Source organism: Streptomyces sp. NPDC001530, from assembly GCF_042894545.1.
GTDB lineage: Bacteria > Actinomycetota > Actinomycetes > Streptomycetales > Streptomycetaceae > Streptomyces.
Map to the genome: position 1 here is coordinate 308,606 of NZ_JBIAVS010000014.1, position 17,778 is coordinate 326,383.

General features: G+C 71.6%; 20 protein-coding genes and 1 pseudogene. 12 read left to right on the top strand and 9 right to left on the bottom strand.

Translation table 11 applies throughout. The features are described 5' to 3' along the window. Positions 1 to 90 precede the first annotated feature (90 nt). The 8 genes from dhaK (at position 91) to ACFY0T_RS29305 (ending at position 6,043) form a co-directional block, all read left to right on the top strand. On the top strand, positions 91 to 1,083 hold the full coding sequence (dhaK, locus tag ACFY0T_RS29270) for a dihydroxyacetone kinase subunit DhaK (RefSeq protein ID WP_388876724.1): 993 nt from the start codon (positions 91 to 93) through the stop codon (positions 1,081 to 1,083). 211 nt (positions 1,084 to 1,294) lie between these two features. After that, positions 1,295 to 1,894, top strand: a complete 600-nt coding sequence (gene dhaL / locus ACFY0T_RS29275; RefSeq protein WP_388876727.1) for a dihydroxyacetone kinase subunit DhaL — start codon at positions 1,295 to 1,297, stop codon at positions 1,892 to 1,894. Continuing rightward, positions 1,887 to 2,303 (top strand): PTS-dependent dihydroxyacetone kinase phosphotransferase subunit DhaM, encoded by a 417-nt coding sequence (locus ACFY0T_RS29280; RefSeq protein ID WP_388876730.1) that lies wholly within the window; start codon positions 1,887 to 1,889, stop codon positions 2,301 to 2,303. Before dhaL ends, ACFY0T_RS29280 begins: the two co-directional genes overlap by 8 nt. A gap of 173 nt (positions 2,304 to 2,476) precedes the next feature. Then, positions 2,477 to 2,599, top strand: coding sequence for a hypothetical protein (locus ACFY0T_RS29285; protein WP_388876733.1), 123 nt, complete (start codon positions 2,477 to 2,479; stop codon positions 2,597 to 2,599). Between the two features lie 35 nt (positions 2,600 to 2,634). Continuing rightward, positions 2,635 to 2,793: a hypothetical protein gene (locus ACFY0T_RS29290; protein ID WP_388876736.1), complete on the top strand. Its 159-nt coding sequence runs from the start codon at positions 2,635 to 2,637 to the stop codon at positions 2,791 to 2,793. A 545-nt stretch (positions 2,794 to 3,338) separates the two neighbouring features. Beyond that, positions 3,339 to 4,370 (top strand): fibronectin type III domain-containing protein, encoded by a 1,032-nt coding sequence (locus ACFY0T_RS29295; RefSeq protein ID WP_388876739.1) that lies wholly within the window; start codon positions 3,339 to 3,341, stop codon positions 4,368 to 4,370. A gap of 21 nt (positions 4,371 to 4,391) precedes the next feature. Next, positions 4,392 to 5,324: a LysR family transcriptional regulator gene (locus tag ACFY0T_RS29300; protein ID WP_388876742.1), complete on the top strand. Its 933-nt coding sequence runs from the start codon at positions 4,392 to 4,394 to the stop codon at positions 5,322 to 5,324. 188 nt (positions 5,325 to 5,512) lie between these two features. Continuing rightward, positions 5,513 to 6,043 carry a hypothetical protein gene (locus tag ACFY0T_RS29305; RefSeq protein WP_388876744.1) on the top strand — a complete coding sequence of 177 codons (531 nt, stop codon included), beginning with the start codon at positions 5,513 to 5,515 and terminating at the stop codon, positions 6,041 to 6,043. Positions 6,044 to 6,101: 58 nt separating this feature from the next. Here ACFY0T_RS29305 and ACFY0T_RS29310 read toward each other — a convergent pair whose 3' ends face one another. The 6 genes and pseudogenes from ACFY0T_RS29310 to ACFY0T_RS29335 form a co-directional block, all read right to left on the bottom strand. Beyond that, on the bottom strand, positions 6,102 to 6,665 hold the full coding sequence (locus tag ACFY0T_RS29310; RefSeq protein ID WP_388876746.1) for a PadR family transcriptional regulator: 564 nt from the start codon (positions 6,663 to 6,665) through the stop codon (positions 6,102 to 6,104). Between the two features lie 53 nt (positions 6,666 to 6,718). Next, positions 6,719 to 8,734, bottom strand: a complete 2,016-nt coding sequence (locus tag ACFY0T_RS29315; protein ID WP_388876749.1) for an FAD-dependent oxidoreductase — start codon at positions 8,732 to 8,734, stop codon at positions 6,719 to 6,721. Between the two features lie 96 nt (positions 8,735 to 8,830). Then, complete coding sequence (locus tag ACFY0T_RS29320; protein ID WP_388876752.1) at positions 8,831 to 9,631, bottom strand: alpha/beta fold hydrolase; 801 nt, start codon at positions 9,629 to 9,631, stop codon at positions 8,831 to 8,833. A gap of 109 nt (positions 9,632 to 9,740) precedes the next feature. Beyond that, positions 9,741 to 10,532: a putative protein N(5)-glutamine methyltransferase gene (locus ACFY0T_RS29325; protein WP_388876755.1), complete on the bottom strand. Its 792-nt coding sequence runs from the start codon at positions 10,530 to 10,532 to the stop codon at positions 9,741 to 9,743. A gap of 176 nt (positions 10,533 to 10,708) precedes the next feature. Beyond that, a complete protein-coding gene (locus ACFY0T_RS29330; RefSeq protein ID WP_388876866.1) occupies positions 10,709 to 10,873 on the bottom strand; it encodes a hypothetical protein in 165 nt (54 codons plus the stop codon). Positions 10,874 to 10,901: 28 nt separating this feature from the next. Next, positions 10,902 to 11,204 (bottom strand): annotated as a pseudogene (locus tag ACFY0T_RS29335) (hypothetical protein); the annotation flags it as partial. A gap of 183 nt (positions 11,205 to 11,387) precedes the next feature. On the opposite strand from ACFY0T_RS29335, the gene ACFY0T_RS29340 reads away from it, so the two are divergent. Continuing rightward, positions 11,388 to 11,798 (top strand): MarR family winged helix-turn-helix transcriptional regulator, encoded by a 411-nt coding sequence (locus ACFY0T_RS29340; protein ID WP_388876847.1) that lies wholly within the window; start codon positions 11,388 to 11,390, stop codon positions 11,796 to 11,798. Between the two features lie 34 nt (positions 11,799 to 11,832). Here the strand turns inward: ACFY0T_RS29340 and ACFY0T_RS29345 are convergent, their stop codons facing one another. Together ACFY0T_RS29345 and ACFY0T_RS29350 are read right to left on the bottom strand one after the other, a co-directional pair. Then, positions 11,833 to 12,573 carry a GNAT family N-acetyltransferase gene (locus ACFY0T_RS29345; protein WP_388876850.1) on the bottom strand — a complete coding sequence of 247 codons (741 nt, stop codon included), beginning with the start codon at positions 12,571 to 12,573 and terminating at the stop codon, positions 11,833 to 11,835. Between the two features lie 179 nt (positions 12,574 to 12,752). Further along, positions 12,753 to 13,673, bottom strand: a complete 921-nt coding sequence (locus ACFY0T_RS29350) for an NADP-dependent oxidoreductase (RefSeq protein ID WP_388876758.1) — start codon at positions 13,671 to 13,673, stop codon at positions 12,753 to 12,755. A 279-nt stretch (positions 13,674 to 13,952) separates the two neighbouring features. Here ACFY0T_RS29350 and ACFY0T_RS29355 point away from each other — a divergent pair, with 279 nt between their 5' ends. Together ACFY0T_RS29355 and ACFY0T_RS29360 are read left to right on the top strand one after the other, a co-directional pair. After that, the gene (locus tag ACFY0T_RS29355) at positions 13,953 to 14,558 is read left to right on the top strand and encodes a sulfite oxidase-like oxidoreductase (RefSeq protein WP_388876761.1); all 606 of its coding nucleotides are present in this window, start codon (positions 13,953 to 13,955) and stop codon (positions 14,556 to 14,558) included. 64 nt (positions 14,559 to 14,622) lie between these two features. Then, positions 14,623 to 15,390, top strand: a complete 768-nt coding sequence (locus ACFY0T_RS29360) for a ferredoxin reductase (RefSeq protein WP_388876763.1) — start codon at positions 14,623 to 14,625, stop codon at positions 15,388 to 15,390. Between the two features lie 28 nt (positions 15,391 to 15,418). On the opposite strand, the gene ACFY0T_RS29365 is transcribed toward ACFY0T_RS29360, so the two are convergent. Then, the gene (locus tag ACFY0T_RS29365) at positions 15,419 to 16,312 is read right to left on the bottom strand and encodes a universal stress protein (protein WP_388876766.1); all 894 of its coding nucleotides are present in this window, start codon (positions 16,310 to 16,312) and stop codon (positions 15,419 to 15,421) included. 456 nt (positions 16,313 to 16,768) lie between these two features. Here ACFY0T_RS29365 and ACFY0T_RS29370 point away from each other — a divergent pair, with 456 nt between their 5' ends. Next, positions 16,769 to 17,470 (top strand): response regulator, encoded by a 702-nt coding sequence (locus tag ACFY0T_RS29370; RefSeq protein ID WP_388876769.1) that lies wholly within the window; start codon positions 16,769 to 16,771, stop codon positions 17,468 to 17,470. The last annotated feature ends 308 nt before the right edge of the window (positions 17,471 to 17,778 follow it).

Consider the following 17,778-nt stretch of genomic DNA (forward strand, 5'->3'; position numbering starts at 1 on the left):
ACGAAGAAGCGCCAAGATCCATAACTGGCCGCAGCCCGTCTGACCAGGTCAAACAAGAGCCCTACCTGTTTATCTCACCGGGAGGTTTCCATGAAGATGCTCATCAACGTGGCGGAAACGGTGGTCGCGGACGCGCTGCGGGGCTTGGCGGCCGCGCATCCGGAGCTGACGGTGGATGTCGAGAACCGGGTGATCGTACGGCGGGACGCCCCGGTGGCCGGAAAGGTGGGCCTCGTCTCCGGCGGCGGGTCGGGACACGAGCCGCTGCACGGCGGTTTCGTGGGTCCCGGAATGCTGTCGGCGGCCTGTCCTGGAGAGGTGTTCACGTCTCCGGTGCCGGACCAGATGGTGCGGGCCGCGGCCGCCGTGGACAGCGGCGCGGGCGTGCTGTTCATCGTGAAGAACTACACGGGTGACGTGCTCAACTTCGACATGGCGGCCGAGCTCGCCGAGGACGAGGGCATCCAGATCGCCAAGGTCCTCGTGAACGACGACGTCGCCGTCACCGACAGCCTGTACACGGCCGGACGGCGTGGCACGGGCGCGACACTCTTCGTGGAGAAGATCGCCGGCGCCGCCGCCGAGGAGGGCGCGCCACTGGAGCGGGTCCAAGCGCTGGCCCGGCAGGTCAACGAGAACTCCCGCAGTTTCGGCGTCGCGCTCAGCGCCTGCACGACTCCGGCCAAGGGGAGCCCGACCTTCGACCTGCCACCCGGGGAACTGGAGCTGGGTGTCGGCATCCACGGCGAGCCGGGCCGGGAGCGGCGCGCGATGATGACCTCGCGGGAGATCGCCGACTTCTCCGTGCACGCGATCCTGGAGGACCTCGCTCCACGCAATCCCGTGCTGGTCCTGGTCAACGGCATGGGCGCGACCCCGCTCCTCGAGCTGTACGGCTTCAACGCGGAGGTGCAGCGGGTGCTGGTCGAACGCGGAGTCGCCGTGGCGCGCACGCTGGTCGGCAACTACGTCACGTCGCTGGACATGGCCGGCGCCTCGGTGACGCTGTGCCAGGTGGACGAGGAGCTGCTGCGGCTGTGGGACGCACCGGTGAAGACACCGGGCCTGCGCTGGGGCGTGTGAACCCGGTCAACAGGCGACCGACTGCCGCGGTCCGGCAACCGGCCGAGCTCGTCCCGCACAGTCAACACTTGCTCGCACAGTCGACACTTGCTCGCACCGTCAACACTCGTTCACGCAGTCACCGCTCACCCACGCAGTCACCGCTCGCCCGCCTGATACACACGGGCTACGCCCGACACGCAGTCCACGCCCGCACACGCAAGGAGATTCCGTGCTCGACGCCGATTTCTTCCGCCGTTGGATGACGGCGACCGCCGCGTCCATGGACCGCGAGGCGCAGCGGCTCACCGACCTGGACTCGCCGATCGGCGACGCCGACCACGGCAAGAACATGCAGCGCGGGTTCACCGCCGTGGTGGCCTCGCTGGAGAAGGAGGCGCCGGACACGCCCGGCGCCGTCCTCATGCTCTCCGGGCGGCAGCTGATCTCGACGGTCGGCGGCGCGTCGGGACCGTTGTACGGAACCCTGCTGCGCCGCACCGGCAAGGCGCTCGGGGACGCCGCCGAGGTGTCCGAGGAGCAGTTCACGGACGCCCTGCGCGAGGGCGTCGACGCGGTGATGGCGCTGGGCGGAGCCGCGCCCGGCGACAAGACCATGATCGACGCGCTGGTGCCCGCGGTCGACGCGCTCTCCGACTCCTTCGCCGCGGCGAAGGACGCCGCGGATGAGGGCGCCGTCGCGACGACGCCGTTGCAGGCCCGCAAGGGACGGGCGAGCTATCTGGGTGAGCGCAGCATCGGGCACCAGGACCCTGGCGCCACGTCTTCAGCGCTCCTGATCGCGACGCTCATGGAGGCGGCCGGTGAGTGACTCCACGGGCAAACTTGTAGGCATCGTGCTCGTGTCGCACAGTGCGGCCGTCGCCGCCTCCGTGGCCGAACTGGCGAAGGGCCTCGCGGGCGGCGGCACGACCGCTCCCGTCGCCCCGGCGGGCGGCACCGTGGACGGCGGACTCGGCACGAGCTCGGAGCTGGTCGCCGCCGCGGCCGCCGCCGTGGACCGAGGGGCCGGGGTCGCCGTCCTCGCCGACCTCGGCAGCGCGGTCCTCACCGTGAAGGCACTGCTCGCCGAGGGCGACGAACTCCCGGACAACACCCGCCTGGTGGACGCGCCGTTCGTCGAGGGCGCGCTGGCCGCGGTGGTCACGGCGTCGACGGGAGCCGACCTCGCGGCGGTGGAGGCGGCAGCCGTGGAGGCGTACACGTACCGAAAGGTCTGAGGCGCGAACTCCCCATCGCACGCTCGATCAGATTCCTTTCGAGGGGACCACCGGCTTTGGCCGGTGGGGGAATCGAATCCGGCGCTGCGGAGCGGCGCAGCAGCTCGTTGTGAACATCGACCACAGTCCGTGCTCTGTTAGTCACACGCCGCGCGGAGGGTGGGTATGTGGCTGTGACCAGGAAGGTTCGCCGGTTCTCCGGCGGCGTGTATGACCTCGGGCTGCACGTGGTGTGGTGCCCGAAGTACCGCGTCCTCGGCGGCCGGGTCGCGGCACGCCTGGAGGAACGGAACTGATTGGCGCCAGGGCCGACGAGCGGGGGTGGGAGATCGTGGCGCTGGAGGTGATGCCGGACCATGTGCACCTGTTCGTCAAGCACGACCCGAAGGCGTCGGCGTCGTACGTGACCAACCTGTCGGCCTTCCAGAACACGGTGCCCCGCGTGCCGCAGACGGGGGTGTCGGCGCGGGCGTCTTCGTCGCTGCGGTAGCGCCCGTGCGAGACGGGGTCACAGCCGCGCACCTTCGCGAGCAGGTCGGCGGCCCGGACCCTTCCCTCACTCACCGCCGCCACGGGTCGGCTCGGCAGTGCGACGGTGGCGGGCGCCAGCGGTGCGGCAGCGAGCAGGGCGGCGCCGGCCGCGACCAGCGTCAGCGACTGGACACGCACGATAAGTGACCCTCTCCTGGGTGATATTGAGGGTCATTTGGCTAAATCTGGTGCGCATCTGACGGAGCGTCCACTGAGAGGGGGCCGGACGGCGCGCAGGCGCTCCGGTGGGCGCCGTGCGGTCGAGTGGCTCGAGCCGCAGTCGGCTCCGGCCACTCGACCGCCCTCGCCGGCGCGGGATCAGCGACGACAGCGGTCCGCGCCGTCGGCATGAACTTCCCTGAGACAAGGGCGAGTTCACGCCGCGTCAGGATCAGCATACGTACCCGTACGACAGTCCGACCAATGGCCGCCCATCCCCTTGATGTGACCGCGTCAGCCGTGTCTTATAGGTACAGACCAATCCCGTCGAGGGAGGGCAGGCCCGTGCGACGTGTTCCCCCTGCTGTGATGCGCGCGTCGATGCGCGTCGTGACGCGTGCGTCGACGGGCGCCGCTCTGCTCGTGCTGGCGGCCTGCGGGTGGGGCGCGCACGACGACGGCCGGGGTGAACGACTGCCCTCGGCGCCGCTTGGCGTCACCGCCGCGGCGGGCAGCGCGACCAGCGTGCACGTCATGTGGAACCTGGCTTCCGGGGATCCGCAGGTCACCCGCTACGAGGTATTTCGCGGCACCACAAAGGTCAAGGACGTGCCCGGTGCGGAGCACATGGTGGACATCACCAGGCTCACACCGTCCACCACGTACGTCTTCACCGTCCGGGCCCGGAGCGCCGCCGGGGACCTGGGACCGCCCAGTAAGCAGGTGCGCGCCACCACGCCGGCGGCGGTCGCGGCCGATCGCACGGCCCCCACCCGCCCCGGCCGGCCGCACGGCAAGGCGGTGGGGAGCCGGGCGGCCCAGCTGTCCTGGGAGAAGTCGACGGACGACCGTGCCGTGGCCTCGTACGACATCTATCAGGGCGCCTCGAAGATCCACAGCGTCGGCGGCGCGCAGACGGCGACAGTGGTCACCGGACTGCGGCCCGGGACCCGCTACTCCTTCACCGTGCGGGCGCGCGACGCGGCGGACAACCTCTCGCCCGGGAGTGACGCCGTCCGGCTCACCACCGCACCGGGTGCGGACGACGGCCAGGGCACGGCGCCGACCGGCTTTCGCGCGAGGACCCACCGCGCGGACAGGGCGTACTACATCGATCTGTCGTGGGTCGCGCCGGAGGTGGACGGGGTGATCACGGAGTATCGGATCCATCTCGACGGGCGTGCGGTGACCTCGCTCGTGTGGGGCGGCACCCCGCCGCGCGGCACGTCCCGGTACAGCTTCTACGTGGGCCGGGACGCCGGGGTCACGCACCGGGTGCGGATCAGGGCGAAGCTGCCGGACGGCACGTGGGGCGGGTTCTCCGCGGAGCGCACGGTGACGACGGGGACGACGGGGACGACGGGCAACCAGCGATAGTCACGCCATAGAGTGACTCGTATGGCCCATAGGGAACCCAATGCCGCCGCCGCATCTCTCGATCTCTCCCTGCTGCGCACCTTCCTCGCGGTGCACCGGGCCGGTTCGTTCACGGCGGCCGCACGGCTGCTGGGCCTCTCCCAGCCGACGGTGACGACGCAGATGCGGTCGCTGGAGGAGCAGTTGGGGCGGGAGCTGTTCGAGCGGGGGCCGCGGGGTGTGGTGCCCACGACGGTGGCGGACGAGCTGGCCGCGCAGGTCGCGGTGCCGCTGGACGCGCTGGCGGCGGTCGCGGACCGCGGCGGCTTCGGCGCCGACCAGCCGCCGGACCCCGTCCACGTGGCGGGACCGGCCGAGCTGCTGTGCACGAAGGCGCTGCCCGCGCTGGCGCCGCTGACCCGGCAGGGCGTACGGCTGCGGATCAGCACCGGGCTGACCGACGACCTCCTGGAGGGGCTGCGCGGCGGCCGATTCGACCTGGTGATCGCCACGACCCGGCCGCGCGGCCGCACGCTGACCTCGGTGCCGCTCTCGGACGAGGAGTTCGTGCTCGTCGCCTCCCGGGAGTGGGCCGAGCGCATCGGTCCGGACAAGGTGGCCGCCGAGGGGCCGGCCGCGCTGCACGGGGTGCCCCTGGTGACGTACGCCGAGGATCTGCCCATCGCCCGCCGCTACTGGCGGCATGTCTTCGGGATACGACTGACCGGTCAGGCCGCGATCACGGTGCCCGATCTGCGGGGTGTCCTCGCGGCGGTCGTCGCCGGCGCCGGGATCACGGTGCTCCCCCGCTATCTGTGCCTCGACGAGCTGGCCTCCGGTGCCCTGGTACCCCTGCTGACGCCCGAGGACCCGCCGATCAACACCGGGTATCTCACCCAGCGACCCGGCGCCTCGGACAACCCCCATGTGACACTCGTCCGGGAGCGGCTGCTGCAGGCGGGCCGCACCTGGTGACGGACGGCCCCCTGCCGTAACAAGCCCTCAGCAGTCCGCCGGACGAAGGAATTCGTCACCTGCCCGGTCCCCGTCCGCATGCGGGCCGGGCCCGGGGCACGTTGGCTCGCCCTGAGGCAGCACGGGCCTTTCCAATCCTCGGCGGCGCATGGGAAGTACCGCCAACCGTGCCGCTGGAGGGCAGTCTTATGCGTACTACTCAGATACTTCTCCGCTCCGGCCTGACGGTGGCCGCCGCCGCTGCGCTGCCGCTCACCCTGGCTGCTCCATCGGCCGTCGCGGTCGGTTCCGGAATCTCGGTGAGCACCACCGGTTCCACCGTTTCGGTCACCACCGGCGCGTGTCCGAGCAACGGCAGCAGTTTTGGAAACGCCTCGTTGCTCTCCAGTGGACAGGCGAACTTCTCCCAAGGGCGCCAAGCCTCGTTGACAGGGACGAGCACTAGTCAGTCCGCGTCCTGGTCGGGCGTGAGTCCGGGCACCTATACCGTCATCGTGGTCTGCGCGAACGGGTCGACGGCGGGCACCCAGTCCGTCATCGTCTCGACCCCCACGATCTCCGCGACGGCCTCACCAACGCGCGGTGTCCTGGGCGGTGTCGGCGGAGCAGTCAAGGATTACGGCACGGTCACCCTCGTGGGCGGCGCGGTGCTGGTCGCCACCGGCACCGTGGCGGCGGCCTGGTTCCTGCGCCGTCGGTCCAAGCCCCACCGGCTCTGATGCAGGGGTTCGTCACACCGGCGGCCGTCCACCCGACTCCGGTCGGAGGGACGGCCGCCTATTCGTGTGCGGCCGCCTGGTCCCCGTCCCCGACGTGCTGGAACTCCTCCAGCGCGTGGGTCAGCCACTGGGTCCAGAAGGTCTCCAGGTCGATTCCTGCGCGCAGCACGAGGTGCCGCAGGCGGTCCTGGGGGGTGTCCTTGCCCGGCGGGAAGTCGCGCTCCTGGATCTCCTCGTACTCCGCCAACTGCCGCTGGTGCAGGACGAGATGGCGGCGCAGGTCGGCCTCGACGCCCGCGGTGCCGACGACGGCCGAGGCGCGCAGCCGCAGCAGCATCGTGTCGCGCAGGGGCTTTGGGTCCTGGGAGGCGGCGGTCCAGCGGGCGAGTTCGGCGCGACCGGCGGGCAGGACTTCGTAGCTCTTCTTCTGCCCCCGGGCCGGCTGCTCGGAGGGCAGGGCGCGGATATAGCCCTCGGCCTCCAGTTTTCCCAGCTCGCGATAGATCTGCTGATGCGTCGCCGACCAGAAGTAGCCGATCGACTTGTCGAACCGCCGGGTCAGTTCGAGGCCCGACGACGGCTTCTCGAGCAAAGCGGTGAGGATCGCGTGCGGGAGTGACATGGGGTCATCCTAGGGACGCCCCCGGGACCCGGTCCCGGGGGACGATCGGCCGGCTACAGCGCCGCCGCCAGCTCCGTGCCCTGCTTGATGGCGCGCTTGGCGTCCAGCTCGGCGGCCACGTCCGCGCCGCCGATGAGGTGCACGCTGCGACCGGCGGCGAGCAGCTCCTCGTACAGGTCGCGGCGCGGCTCCTGCCCGGTGCACAGCACGATCGTGTCGACCTCCAGGACCTGGCTGTGCCCCTCGACGGTGACGTGCAACCCGGCGTCGTCGATCCGGTCGTACTGGACACCGGGGACCATGGTGACGCCCCGGTGTTTGAGCTCGGTGCGGTGGATCCAGCCGGTGGTCTTGCCGAGTCCGGCGCCGACCTTGGAGGTCTTGCGCTGCAGGAGGTGGACGGTGCGCGGCGGGGCGGGCCGCTCGGGCGCGGCGAGGCCGCCGGGCGCCCGGTAGTCCATGTCGACGCCCCAGTTCCGGAAGTACGTCGCCGGGTCCTCGCTCGCTTTGTCGCCGCTGTCGGTGAGGTACTCGGCGACGTCGAAGCCGATGCCGCCGGCGCCGAGGATCGCGACGCGGTCACCGACGGCGGCGCCGTCGCGCAGGACGTCGAGGTAGCCGACGACGCTGGGGTGGTCGACGCCGGGGATCTCCGGGGTGCGGGGGCTGACGCCCGTCGCGACGACCACCTCGTCGTAGTCGTCCAGTCCGCCGGCGGTGACGCGGGTGTTCAACCGCACGTCCACGCCGTGCTGTTCGAGCTGCGTACGGAAGTAGCGGATGGTCTCGTCGAACTCCTGCTTGCCGGGGACCTTGCGGGCCACGTTGAGCTGGCCGCCGATCTCGTGCGCGGCGTCGTAGAGGGTGACGTCGTGGCCGCGCTCGGCCGCGTTGACCGCGCAGGCGAGTCCGGCGGGACCGGCGCCGACGACGGCGACGCGCTTGCGCAGCCGGGTCGGTGAGAGGACGAGCTCCGTCTCGTGGCAGGCGCGCGGGTTGACCAGGCAGGAGGTGATCTTGCCGCTGAAGGTGTGGTCGAGGCAGGCCTGGTTGCAGCCGATGCAGGTGTTGATGGCCTCGGGCCGCCCGGCTTGCGCCTTGGCGACGAAGTCGGGGTCGGCGAGCATCGGGCGGGCCAGCGACACCATGTCGGCGTGGCCCTCGGCGAGCAACTGCTCTGCGATCTCGGGGGTGTTGATGCGGTTGGTCGTCACCAGCGGGATGGAGACGGCGCCCATGACCTTCTTGGTCACCCACGCGTACGCCCCGCGCGGCACCGAGGTCGCGATGGTGGGGATACGGGCCTCGTGCCAGCCGATGCCGGTGTTGATGATCGTCGCTCCGGCGGCCTCGACGGCCTTCGCGAGCGTGATGACCTCGGTGAGGGAGGAGCCGCCGGGCACCAGGTCGAGCATCGACAGACGGTAGATGATGATGAAGTCCTCGCCGACCGCCTCACGTACGCGCCGGACGATCTCGACGGGGAAACGCATCCGGTTCTCGTACGAGCCGCCCCAGCGGTCCTCGCGCCGGTTGGTCTGGGCGGCGATGAACTCGTTGATGAGATAGCCCTCGGAGCCCATGATCTCGACGCCGTCGTACCCGGCACGCTTCGCCAGGCGGGCGGCGCGCGCGTAGTCGTCGATGGTCTGCTCGACCTCGGCGTCGGTGAGCGCGTGCGGCGGGAAGGGGCTGATCGGTGCCTGCAGGGCGCTCGGAGCGACCAGGTCAGGGTGGTAGGCATACCGCCCGAAGTGCAGGATCTGCATCGCGATCTTCCCGCCCTCGCGGTGCACCGCGGCGGTGATCTCCGCGTGCTGGTCGGCCTCCGCCTCGGTGGTGAGCTTGGCACCGCCCTCGTACGGCCGTCCCGCCTCGTTGGGTGCGATGCCGCCGGTGACGATGAGGCCGACGCCGCCGCGCGCGCGGGTGGCGTAGAACTCCGCCATGCGCTCGAAGCCGCGCTCGGCCTCCTCCAGGCCCACGTGCATGGAGCCCATGAGTACGCGGTTGGGCAGGGTGGTGAAGCCGAGGTCGAGCGGGTTCAGCAGGTGCGGGTAACGGCTCATCGGGCCCTCCGTGCGCGGTGTCGTGTGTCTGTTGTAGACGACGGGCCACGCTTTATGCAACTAGTTGCACAATGACGGAGCGCACACTCGGCCCACTCAGCCGAGTGCCACCCGGGCGATGAGTTCGGCGACCGGGCCGGGCTGGTCGACCATCACCAGGTGGCCCGCGTCGGGAACGGTGACCATCGTGACGTTCGGGCTCGCGTCGAGTGCGGTGCGCTCCATGTGGGTCAGCCCGATCTCGTCGTGGTCGCCGCGTACGACCCAGGCCGGTACGCCCGAGTCGTGGAGCCGGGCGACCAGTGATCCATGCCGGTCGAGGTAGTCGAAGTAGTGCCGGGTCGCCTGGCGGCAGAACGCCGGGTCGTTCTTCTTGAACTCGGCGACCAGCGCGGCCCGGCGGGCCGGGGGAAGGCCGCTCGCCATGGCGCGGGGCGCCACCTTCGACAGGGCGGACCAGATCAGGGCCCCGATGCCGGGCAGCCGTCCGAGGCGGTCGGCGACGGCGAGCGCCTTGGGCTCGTCGGGCGCCGAGAAGGTCGGGGACAGCAGGACGAGCGGGCCGGCGAAGTGCCCGCCGGCCGCCATCTCCAGGGCGACATTGGCACCGAGGCTGTGGCCGACCACGACCTCGCAGCCGTGCTCCGCGGCAAGCGCGCCGGCCAGCGCCGCGTAGTTCTCCATGCTCAGATCCCGTGGGGGCGCAGTGCCCGCATGGCCCGGCACCGTCGCGGCCACCAGCCGCACCGGCGCGGAGGCGACCGCCGGTGCGGCCATGAGGTCGTCGTAGAACGCCGTGCCGCACATTCCGCCGGGAAGCAGCAGCACCTTCTTGTGCGCATCGGCGGGCCCGGACTCGCGGATGTCCCACGCACGGAACTCCTCGGGACTGCTCACGTTCGCACCTCCGTCACCCGTCACGATCAGCCACAGTGTGGCTGGCGAACCAGGGCGACCCGACGATCCGGGACCGAACGCGGCATGTCGGATGTGCCGGGCCGCGCGGCTACGGCCTGACGCCGATCACGACGTTGGCGTACCTCTCCGCACAGACGGCCAGCCGGGCGACCAGACCGCCGCGGGCGAAGGCCTCGACGGCCAGGGGCGCCTGGTGTCCGCTCGTCTCGACGAGGAGGCAGCCGCCGGGGGCCAGCCACCGAGGGGCCTCGGCGGCGACCCGGCGCAGGATGTCGAGGCCGTCCGCGCCGCCGTCGAGGGCGACCAGGGGTTCGTGGTCGCGGGCCTCCGGGGGCAGCAGGCCCACCTCCTCGGTCGGGACGTACGGCACATTGGCGGCCAGGACGTCGACGCGGCCGCACAGGGTGTCGGGCAGGGCCGCGAAGAGGTCGCCCTGGTGGACGCGACCGGCGAACGGCGCGACGTTGCGGCGGGCGCAGCGCACCGCGGCCGGGTCGATGTCGGCAGCGTGCAGCTCGGGTCCGCCGAGGGACGCGGCCAGGGCGGCGCCCACCGCGCCCGAGCCGCAGCACAGGTCCACGACGAGGGACGCGTCCCGCGCCAGGGCGACGGCCTGTTCGACGAGGAACTCGGTGCGGCGGCGCGGCACGAAGACGCCGGGTTCCACCCTGATGCGCAGTCCGTGGAACTCGGCCCAGCCGAGGACGTGTTCGAGGGGCAGTCCCGCCACGCGCCGGTCCACCATGGCGGCGGCCTCGTCCAGCGTGCGAGCGGTGGAGAGGATCAACTCCGCCTCGTCCTCGGCGAAGACACAGCCCGCGGAGCGGAGCGCGGCGACGACGGAGTCGAGGGAAAGGGAATCAGGAGAAAGAGGGGGCATGGAAGCCGAGAGCCTTTCGACGATCCGAAGGGCGCTCTCGCGGTCACCTACAGGCGGTGAGCCGGTTGCCTTGAGGTGAGAGCACCCGACCTGACACAGCGGTAATGGGTCTCACCTCCTCGCCAACTCCTCGGCCGGGACGGTCCACAGCCGGGACGATCACCCTACAGGAACCGTCAGACGGCGACCGACTCCTCCAGCTCCTCTTGCCTCTCCTGGACCTTCTCGGCTTCGGGAACGGGCTCTTCCCGTACGGCGCCACGGACGCGCGCCCGCTCGACGGCACCGGCGACGGCCGTGACCAGCAGGCCGATCACCAGCCAGGCGGCCAGCGTCCCCACGTTGCCGGACAGGCCGTCGCGGTCGAAATGCGACGGAGGCGTACGAGCCGATACTCAGCGCGATCAGCAGGAAGAACAGGCCCTGGCCTGTGGGGTCGTCGTCGACCGGAGGGTCGACGACGGTGACCTTCAGTGCCGCGCCCTGCTGGGCGGCGACCGGTGTGAAGACCTTCTCGACGGCCGTGGCGCCCATGTCGGACGCGGCGGTGGCGACGACCAGCTCCGGCGTCTTCGCGCTCAGCACGTAAGCGCCCGTGATGTCACGGGACTTGAGCAGGTCGACCGCCTCGGTGCGGCTCGGGACGGTGCGGACGTCGAGCTTGTCCTCCGCTGCACCCAGACGGTTGGCAAACACAACTCAAAAATTCAAGTTGCACTATGCAACAAAAGAGCGGAGGGAGGTCCCGTGAAGGCATCCGAAGAGTTCGATGAGACCGGTGTCACGACCGGCACGTCAGCCGTCGTCACCGGCGCATCGGCCGTCGAGGCGGCCGTCGAGACCATTCAGCGCGAGATGACCGCCTTCGCCCGGCGGGCCCGGGCCTCGGCGGGACGCATGCATCCCGAGCTGTCCCTGGTCTCGTACACCCTGCTCGGTCATCTGGAGGAGAGCGGCGGCTGCCGCGCCACCGACCTGGCCTCGCACTACGCGCTGGACAAGTCCACCGTGAGCCGTCAGGTGGCCGCGCTGGAGCGGGCCGGGCTCATCGAGCGACGGCTCGACCCCGAGGACCACCGGGTGCAGGTGCTGCATCTGACGGAGGCGGGCGCCCGCATCCTCGCCCAGGTCACCGAGAGTCGCCGTATCGCGTTCCGTGAGCGGCTGGAGGGCTGGCCGGAGGAGGATCTGGAACGGTTCGCCGCGTATCTCGTGCACTACAACGCGGCATCGGAACCGCCCGTCAGAAAGGCGGCCGCGGGCTGAGGAGCTCCACCCGCGAGGCCCGCCGTCATCGTCGTCATCTGGCGCCCACGGTCTGCCCGTCCGCCAGGTGTTCGGGCACCCGCGCCGCCATGAACCGGGTGGTGCGGCGCAGTCGGAAGCCCAGGGATTCGTAGAGGCGAATGGCGTTGGTGTTGCCCGCCGCGGTGTGCAGGAAGAGGGTCTCGCCGCGCTCGCGGATGCCGTGGGCGACGGCCAGGATCAGCCGGGTGGCCAGGCCCTCGCCGCGGAAGCCGGGGTCGGTGCAGACCGCGCTGATCTCGGTCCAGCCCGGCGGGTGCAGCCGCTCCCCCGCCATGGCGATCAGGGCGCCGTTGCGGCGTATCCCGAGATAGGTGCCGAGCTCGACGGTGCGCGGCAGGAAGGGGCCGGGTCTGGTCCGTTCGACCAGGTCAAGCATCTCGGGAACGTCGGCGGCGCCCAGCCGCACGGCCTCCGCGTCCGGGACCGCGCCGATCCCGTCGTCGACCAGCTGGACGCCCTCCACACTGAAGGTCACCTCCCAGCCGTCCGGAGTCTGCCCGGTGAAACCGGCCAGCGGGGCCTCGCCGCCGGGGCCCACCAGGGCTGCCAGGTCCGCCCAGTCGTCTGCCTCCGGCTCGTCCGGCAGCGCCAGCCACGGCGATACGTCCACGGGGTAGCGCAGGACGCGCCCGCGCCGCTCGGCGAAGCGAGCGTGCGGGCCCGTCAGGGAGCCGAGGGCAGGGTTGTCCAGCGGGTGCGGGCCGACGGGTGCGCCGAGCCTCGGTGGGTCCAGCGGGCGGGGGTCGGGCGGCAAACCGAGCCCCGGAGGGTCCAGCGGGCGCGGGCCGGGCGGCAAACCGAGCCCCGGAGCATCCACCGCGGGCAGGCCGGCCGACGCACCCAACTCCGAAGCATCCACCGGGCGCGAGCCGGCCGACGCCCCCAACCCCAGGTTGTCCAGCGGGTGCGCGCTCACGCGGGCACCTCGATCACGATCTTGCCGCGTGCGTGACCGTCCTCGACGGTGCGCAGTGCTTCGGCGGCTCGGTCGAGCGGGAAGGTCCGCGTCACGAACGGTCGCAGCGTTCCGTCGACCGCGAGCTTCGCCACCTCGTCGAGTACGGCGGCGGTGCGGGCCCGGGCGACGGGCACGCCTCCGAGCCGCGCGACAGTGTCCCGGTCGGCGCCGGTGATCAGCTTCGTGCGGTCGGTCAGCAGCGTCGCCGCGGCTTCCAGGACCTCGCCCCCGACGAGGTCGAACACGGCGTCCACCCCGTCCGGCGCCGCCGCGCGCACGCGCTCCGCGAGGTCGGGACCCGAGGGGACGTGCACGGCTCCGAGCGACTCGACGAAGTCCTTCTTGCCGTCGCTCGCGACCCCTACGACGCGCTGCCCGAAGGCGCGCGCGATCTGCGTGGCGGCCACACCCACCCCGCCGCCCGCGCCGCTGATCAGCACGGTCGTGCCGGAGGGCAGGTCGAGCTGGCGGATTCCGTCGTACGCGGTCGCCGCCGCGACGGGCAGGGTCGCGGCATCCGTGAACGACAGCTGGGCGGGCTTGTGCGCGGTGACAGTGACGGGCAGGAGCGCGTACTCGGCATATCCGCCGGCCACCGGGTTGCCGAAGACCTCGTCCCCCGCCGCGAAGCCGGTCACGTCGGTGCCGACCTCCTCGACGACTCCCGCGACCTCGTTGCCGAACACCGCGGGCAGCTCGCGCGCGGGGCCGCCGGGGCGGCGGTAGCCCGTGCGTTGCTTCCAGTCGACGGGGTTCACGCCGGCCGCGCGCACCGCGACGAGGAGTTGGCCGGGGCCGGGGCTCGGCCGGTCCTGCTCCACCAGGGCCTCGGTCTCCGGGCCGCCGTACCGCGTGAAGACGTACGCCTTGGGCATCTGCTCCCTCACTCTCCTTCGCTGTCACCGGTCGCAAGGGCCAGCGTTTCCGGTTGTAGGGGCCACCGGATCCGGCACTAGCGGCAAGGAAGATCACGGCGCGGCTATTCCCCGGCCCAGGCAGAGTTCATATGTCCGCAATGATCGGGGCCCCGCCGTCCGCAGTGACCGGTGCCCCGGCCCGGAGCACCGTCCGCGGCCGCGTACGGTTGAATGCGTAAACACTGATCACGCTCGATCCGCGGGCCGCCGTCCCGGACGGCCTGGAGGCACCACCCCATGAACGTCACGCGAGGCTTCACCGGACGCCCACGCGTCCGGAACGCCGGGCTCCCGCCGGGCCAGTACGACGCGGGCGACGACTGGCCCGTGCTGTCCGCCGAGGTCACCCCCGACCTGGCGCCCGCCGACTGGACCTTCCGGATCGACGGTCTGGTGGCCGAGCCGCGCGCCTGGGACTGGGACGAGGCACACGCGCTGCCCGCTTCGGCGTACGAGGGCGACATCCACTGCGTGACGAGCTGGTCGAAGTTCGGAGTGCGCTTCGGGGGCGTGTCCCTGGACGCGTTCCTGGACGTCGTGCGTCCCGACGCGAGCGCCACCCACGCGGTGGCGTACGCGCACACCGGCTACACCACGAACCTTCCGCTCGCCGACCTCACCGGCGGCCGTGCCTGGATCGTGTGGGAGTACGACGGGAAGCCACTGCCCGCCGAACACGGTGGCCCGGCGCGGCTGATCGTGCCGCACCTGTACTTCTGGAAGAGCGCCAAGTGGATCGCGGGCCTCACCGTCCTCGACCACGACGAGCCGGGCTTCTGGGAGCAGAACGGCTATCACGCGCGCGGCAACCCCTGGGAAGAGCAGCGCTACTCCGGTGACTGAGACGACTCCGGTTACTGCGACGACTCCGGTGGCAGTGACACCTCGCGTGACAGGGACAACTCCGGTGACAGAGACGACGACCGAGGCTTTCGTGCCGCCGACGCGCTTCGCGGTGCCCGGCCGGATCGCCGTGAACAACCGCGCCGCGGGGACGTGGCAGACGGCCACGCTCACCGAGATCCGCCGGGAGACGCCGCACGCGGCCACCTTCCGGTTCACGGTTCCGCAGTGGATGGGGCATCTGCCCGGGCAGCATCTGATGCTGCGGCTGACCGCCGAGGACGGGTATGTGGCGCAGCGCCACTACTCCCTCGCGTCACCGCCCGACGACGCCGGTCATATCGAGCTGACCCTTGACCATGTCGAGGGCGGCGAGGTCTCCGGCTGGTTCCACACCGTGGCCAGACCCGGCGACTCGGTCGAGGTGCGCGGCCCGCTCAGCGGCTTCTTCGCCTGGCCCGGCGACCGGCCCGCGCTGCTCATCGGCGCCGGCTCCGGCGTCGTACCGCTGATGTCGATGGTGCGGCACCACCGTGCGCGGGGTCTGGACGTGCCGCTGCGGCTGCTCGTCTCGGCGCGCGGCCCCGAAGAGCTCATCTACGCGCGGGAGTACGGCGCGGAGACCACGCCCGTCTTCACGCGCAGCGCGCCGGACGGTGTGCCGGTAGGACGTATGGCGGCCGCACATGTGGCACCGCTCCTGGCCGAGCAGCCTCCCGGTGGCTGGGAGGCATATGTGTGCGGCTCCAACGGGTTCGCGGAGCACGCCTCGCGATTGCTGGTGGAGGCAGGGCAGCCAGTGGACCGAATTCGTATCGAGCGCTTCGGCTGAGGCGATTCCGCGGGCCCGGGACCCGCCGTCAGTTGTGCGGCACCACCGCCACGGGACACGTGGCGTGGTGGACGAGCGAGCGCGCGGCGCGGCCCAGGCCCTCGCCCGCCCGGCGCCCGATGACCAGGAGACCGGCGCCCGTGGACGCCTTCTGCAAATGGTGTCCGGGGTGGCCGTAGACGACCTGCTCGGAGACGGGTGTCTCGGGGAACTTGTGGCGCCACGGCTGCAACGTGCTGGTCATCACCTGCCGCTTGCCGTCCTCCCGCTCGGCCGTGTCGCCGGGCACGGGCGCGCCGGGCGCGTAGCCGGGCAGCGGGGGCAGCGTCCAGGTGTGCACCACGTGCAGCGGCGCCGAGCGGACGGCGGCCGTGTCGAAGGCGTAGTGGATGAGGTCGTCGGCCGGGTGGTCAAGGTCGAGGCCGAGGACCACTGGTAGGTAGGGGGCGGCGCTCGGTGGTGTGCCGTCGACGGCGGGCATCCGCTCGTCCTCGGGGAGTTCGCCCGCGCGCACGACGACGACCGGGCGTTCGGCGCGGGCCGCGACGGCGAGGGCGACCGAGCCGACCGGGAAGCCGGCGAACCCGGTGAAACCGCGTGAGCCGAGCACCAGGGTCTCGGCCTCGGCGGCCGCCGCGAGCAGCGTCGGGACGGCGGGCGCGTCGGTGCTGCGGGCGATGATGTCCAAGGCCGGGTAGGCGTACGACAGTTGGATCGCGGCACGGTCGAGTGCGGAGCGGGTACGCCCGGCGGGCACGTCGACGTCCGGGATCCGTGCGGGCACGACGGGGCTCGGCCCCGCGTGCAGCAGCCGCAGCGGGAGACGGCGGCGTCGGGCCTCGCGGGCGGCCCAGTCGGCGGCGTCCAGACTGGCGCGCGAGCCGTCGATTCCTACGGTGATGGTCCGGGTGCCGGGGGTCATGGCTCCTGCCTTCCGGGAGTTCGGCGGTCAGCCGGTCCAGGGCTGCCGTTCGCTGCGCGGAGTGGCGCTTGGGTTCCAAGGCGGTCGCGGTTCAGGTTCCACGGCGGTCGCGGTTCAGTCGTACGGCGCTGGAATCGGTGCGGGTCCCTGTGGACGCTGACAGCCGTACGCGGTACGCCGGGAGAGGCGAACCGGCCTCTTGCGGGGGCCGTTCGGCCCACATCACGGGCGAACGGGCCGCCGGGTCGCCGCACGCCTCCGGCCGGGGGCGCGACTGGGCGCGCGCCGAACCGGAGTGGAGGCGACGCACGGCGTGACACGCGCGGCGCACTCCCCCTATGGCAGCGGTGCAACCCAATGAAGGGACCGTTCGGCCCTGTCGACGTATGCCGTCGTACGCGACGATCGATCGTGGGCCCCCTGCCTCCGGGGCCCACCGTCCGGGGAACTGTGGACATGGACGAAGCAGCGCACGCGCCGCACACGCCGCCCGTCAGGGTGTTCCTCCTCGACGACCACGAGGTGGTCCGCCGGGGACTGCACGACCTCATCGACGCCGAACCGGACATGGAGGTCGTCGGGGAGGCCGGAACGAGCGAGCAGGCGCTGGTCCGTGGACCGGCGTTGCGGCCGGACGTGGCAGTCCTCGACGTCCGGCTCCCGGACAGCGACGGGATCACCGTCTGTCGTGAACTGCGGTCGCGGATACCGGGGTTGGCATGTCTGATGCTCACGTCGTTCGACGACGACGATGCCTTGCTGGATGCGATCATGGCGGGGGCGTCCGGCTATGTGCTCAAGCAGATCAGGGGCTCGGATCTGATCTCGGCGGTCCGCACGGTCGCCTCCGGCCAGTCGATGCTCGATCCGGCGACGACCGCACGGCTGATGAGCACCCTGCGGGGCCCTCAGGGCGAGGGGGCCGCCCACCAGGAGGAGGACGCACGACTGGCCGGGCTCTCCGAGCGCGAGCGGGACATCCTCGGCCTCATCGGCGAGGGGCTCACCAACCGGCAGATCGGCGAGCGGCTGTACCTCTCCGAGAAGACGGTGAAGAACGGGATCTCGCGGCTGCTGGCCAAGCTGGGGGTGGAGCGACGTATCCAGGCCGCGGTGATCGCGACACAGTTCCCACCGCGGTCGGGGCGGGAGCGGTGAGCTGGGCCAGACCGGAGCGGGAGGGGTCCCCTGGGCCAGGGGGACGCCACGTGACCGGAGCGGAAGACGTCCCCTGGGTCAGGAGGACTCCGCGCGACCGCAGCAGAAGACGTCCCCTGGGTCAGGAGGACTCCGCGCGACCGTAGCAGAAGACGTCCCCTGGGTCAGGAGGACTCACCGCGACCGCAGCAGAAGACGTCCCTGGGCCACGAGGACTCACCGCGACCGCAGCAGAAGACGTCCCTGGGCCACGAGGACTCACCGCGACCGCAGCAGAAGACGTCCCTGGGCCACGAGGACTCACCGCG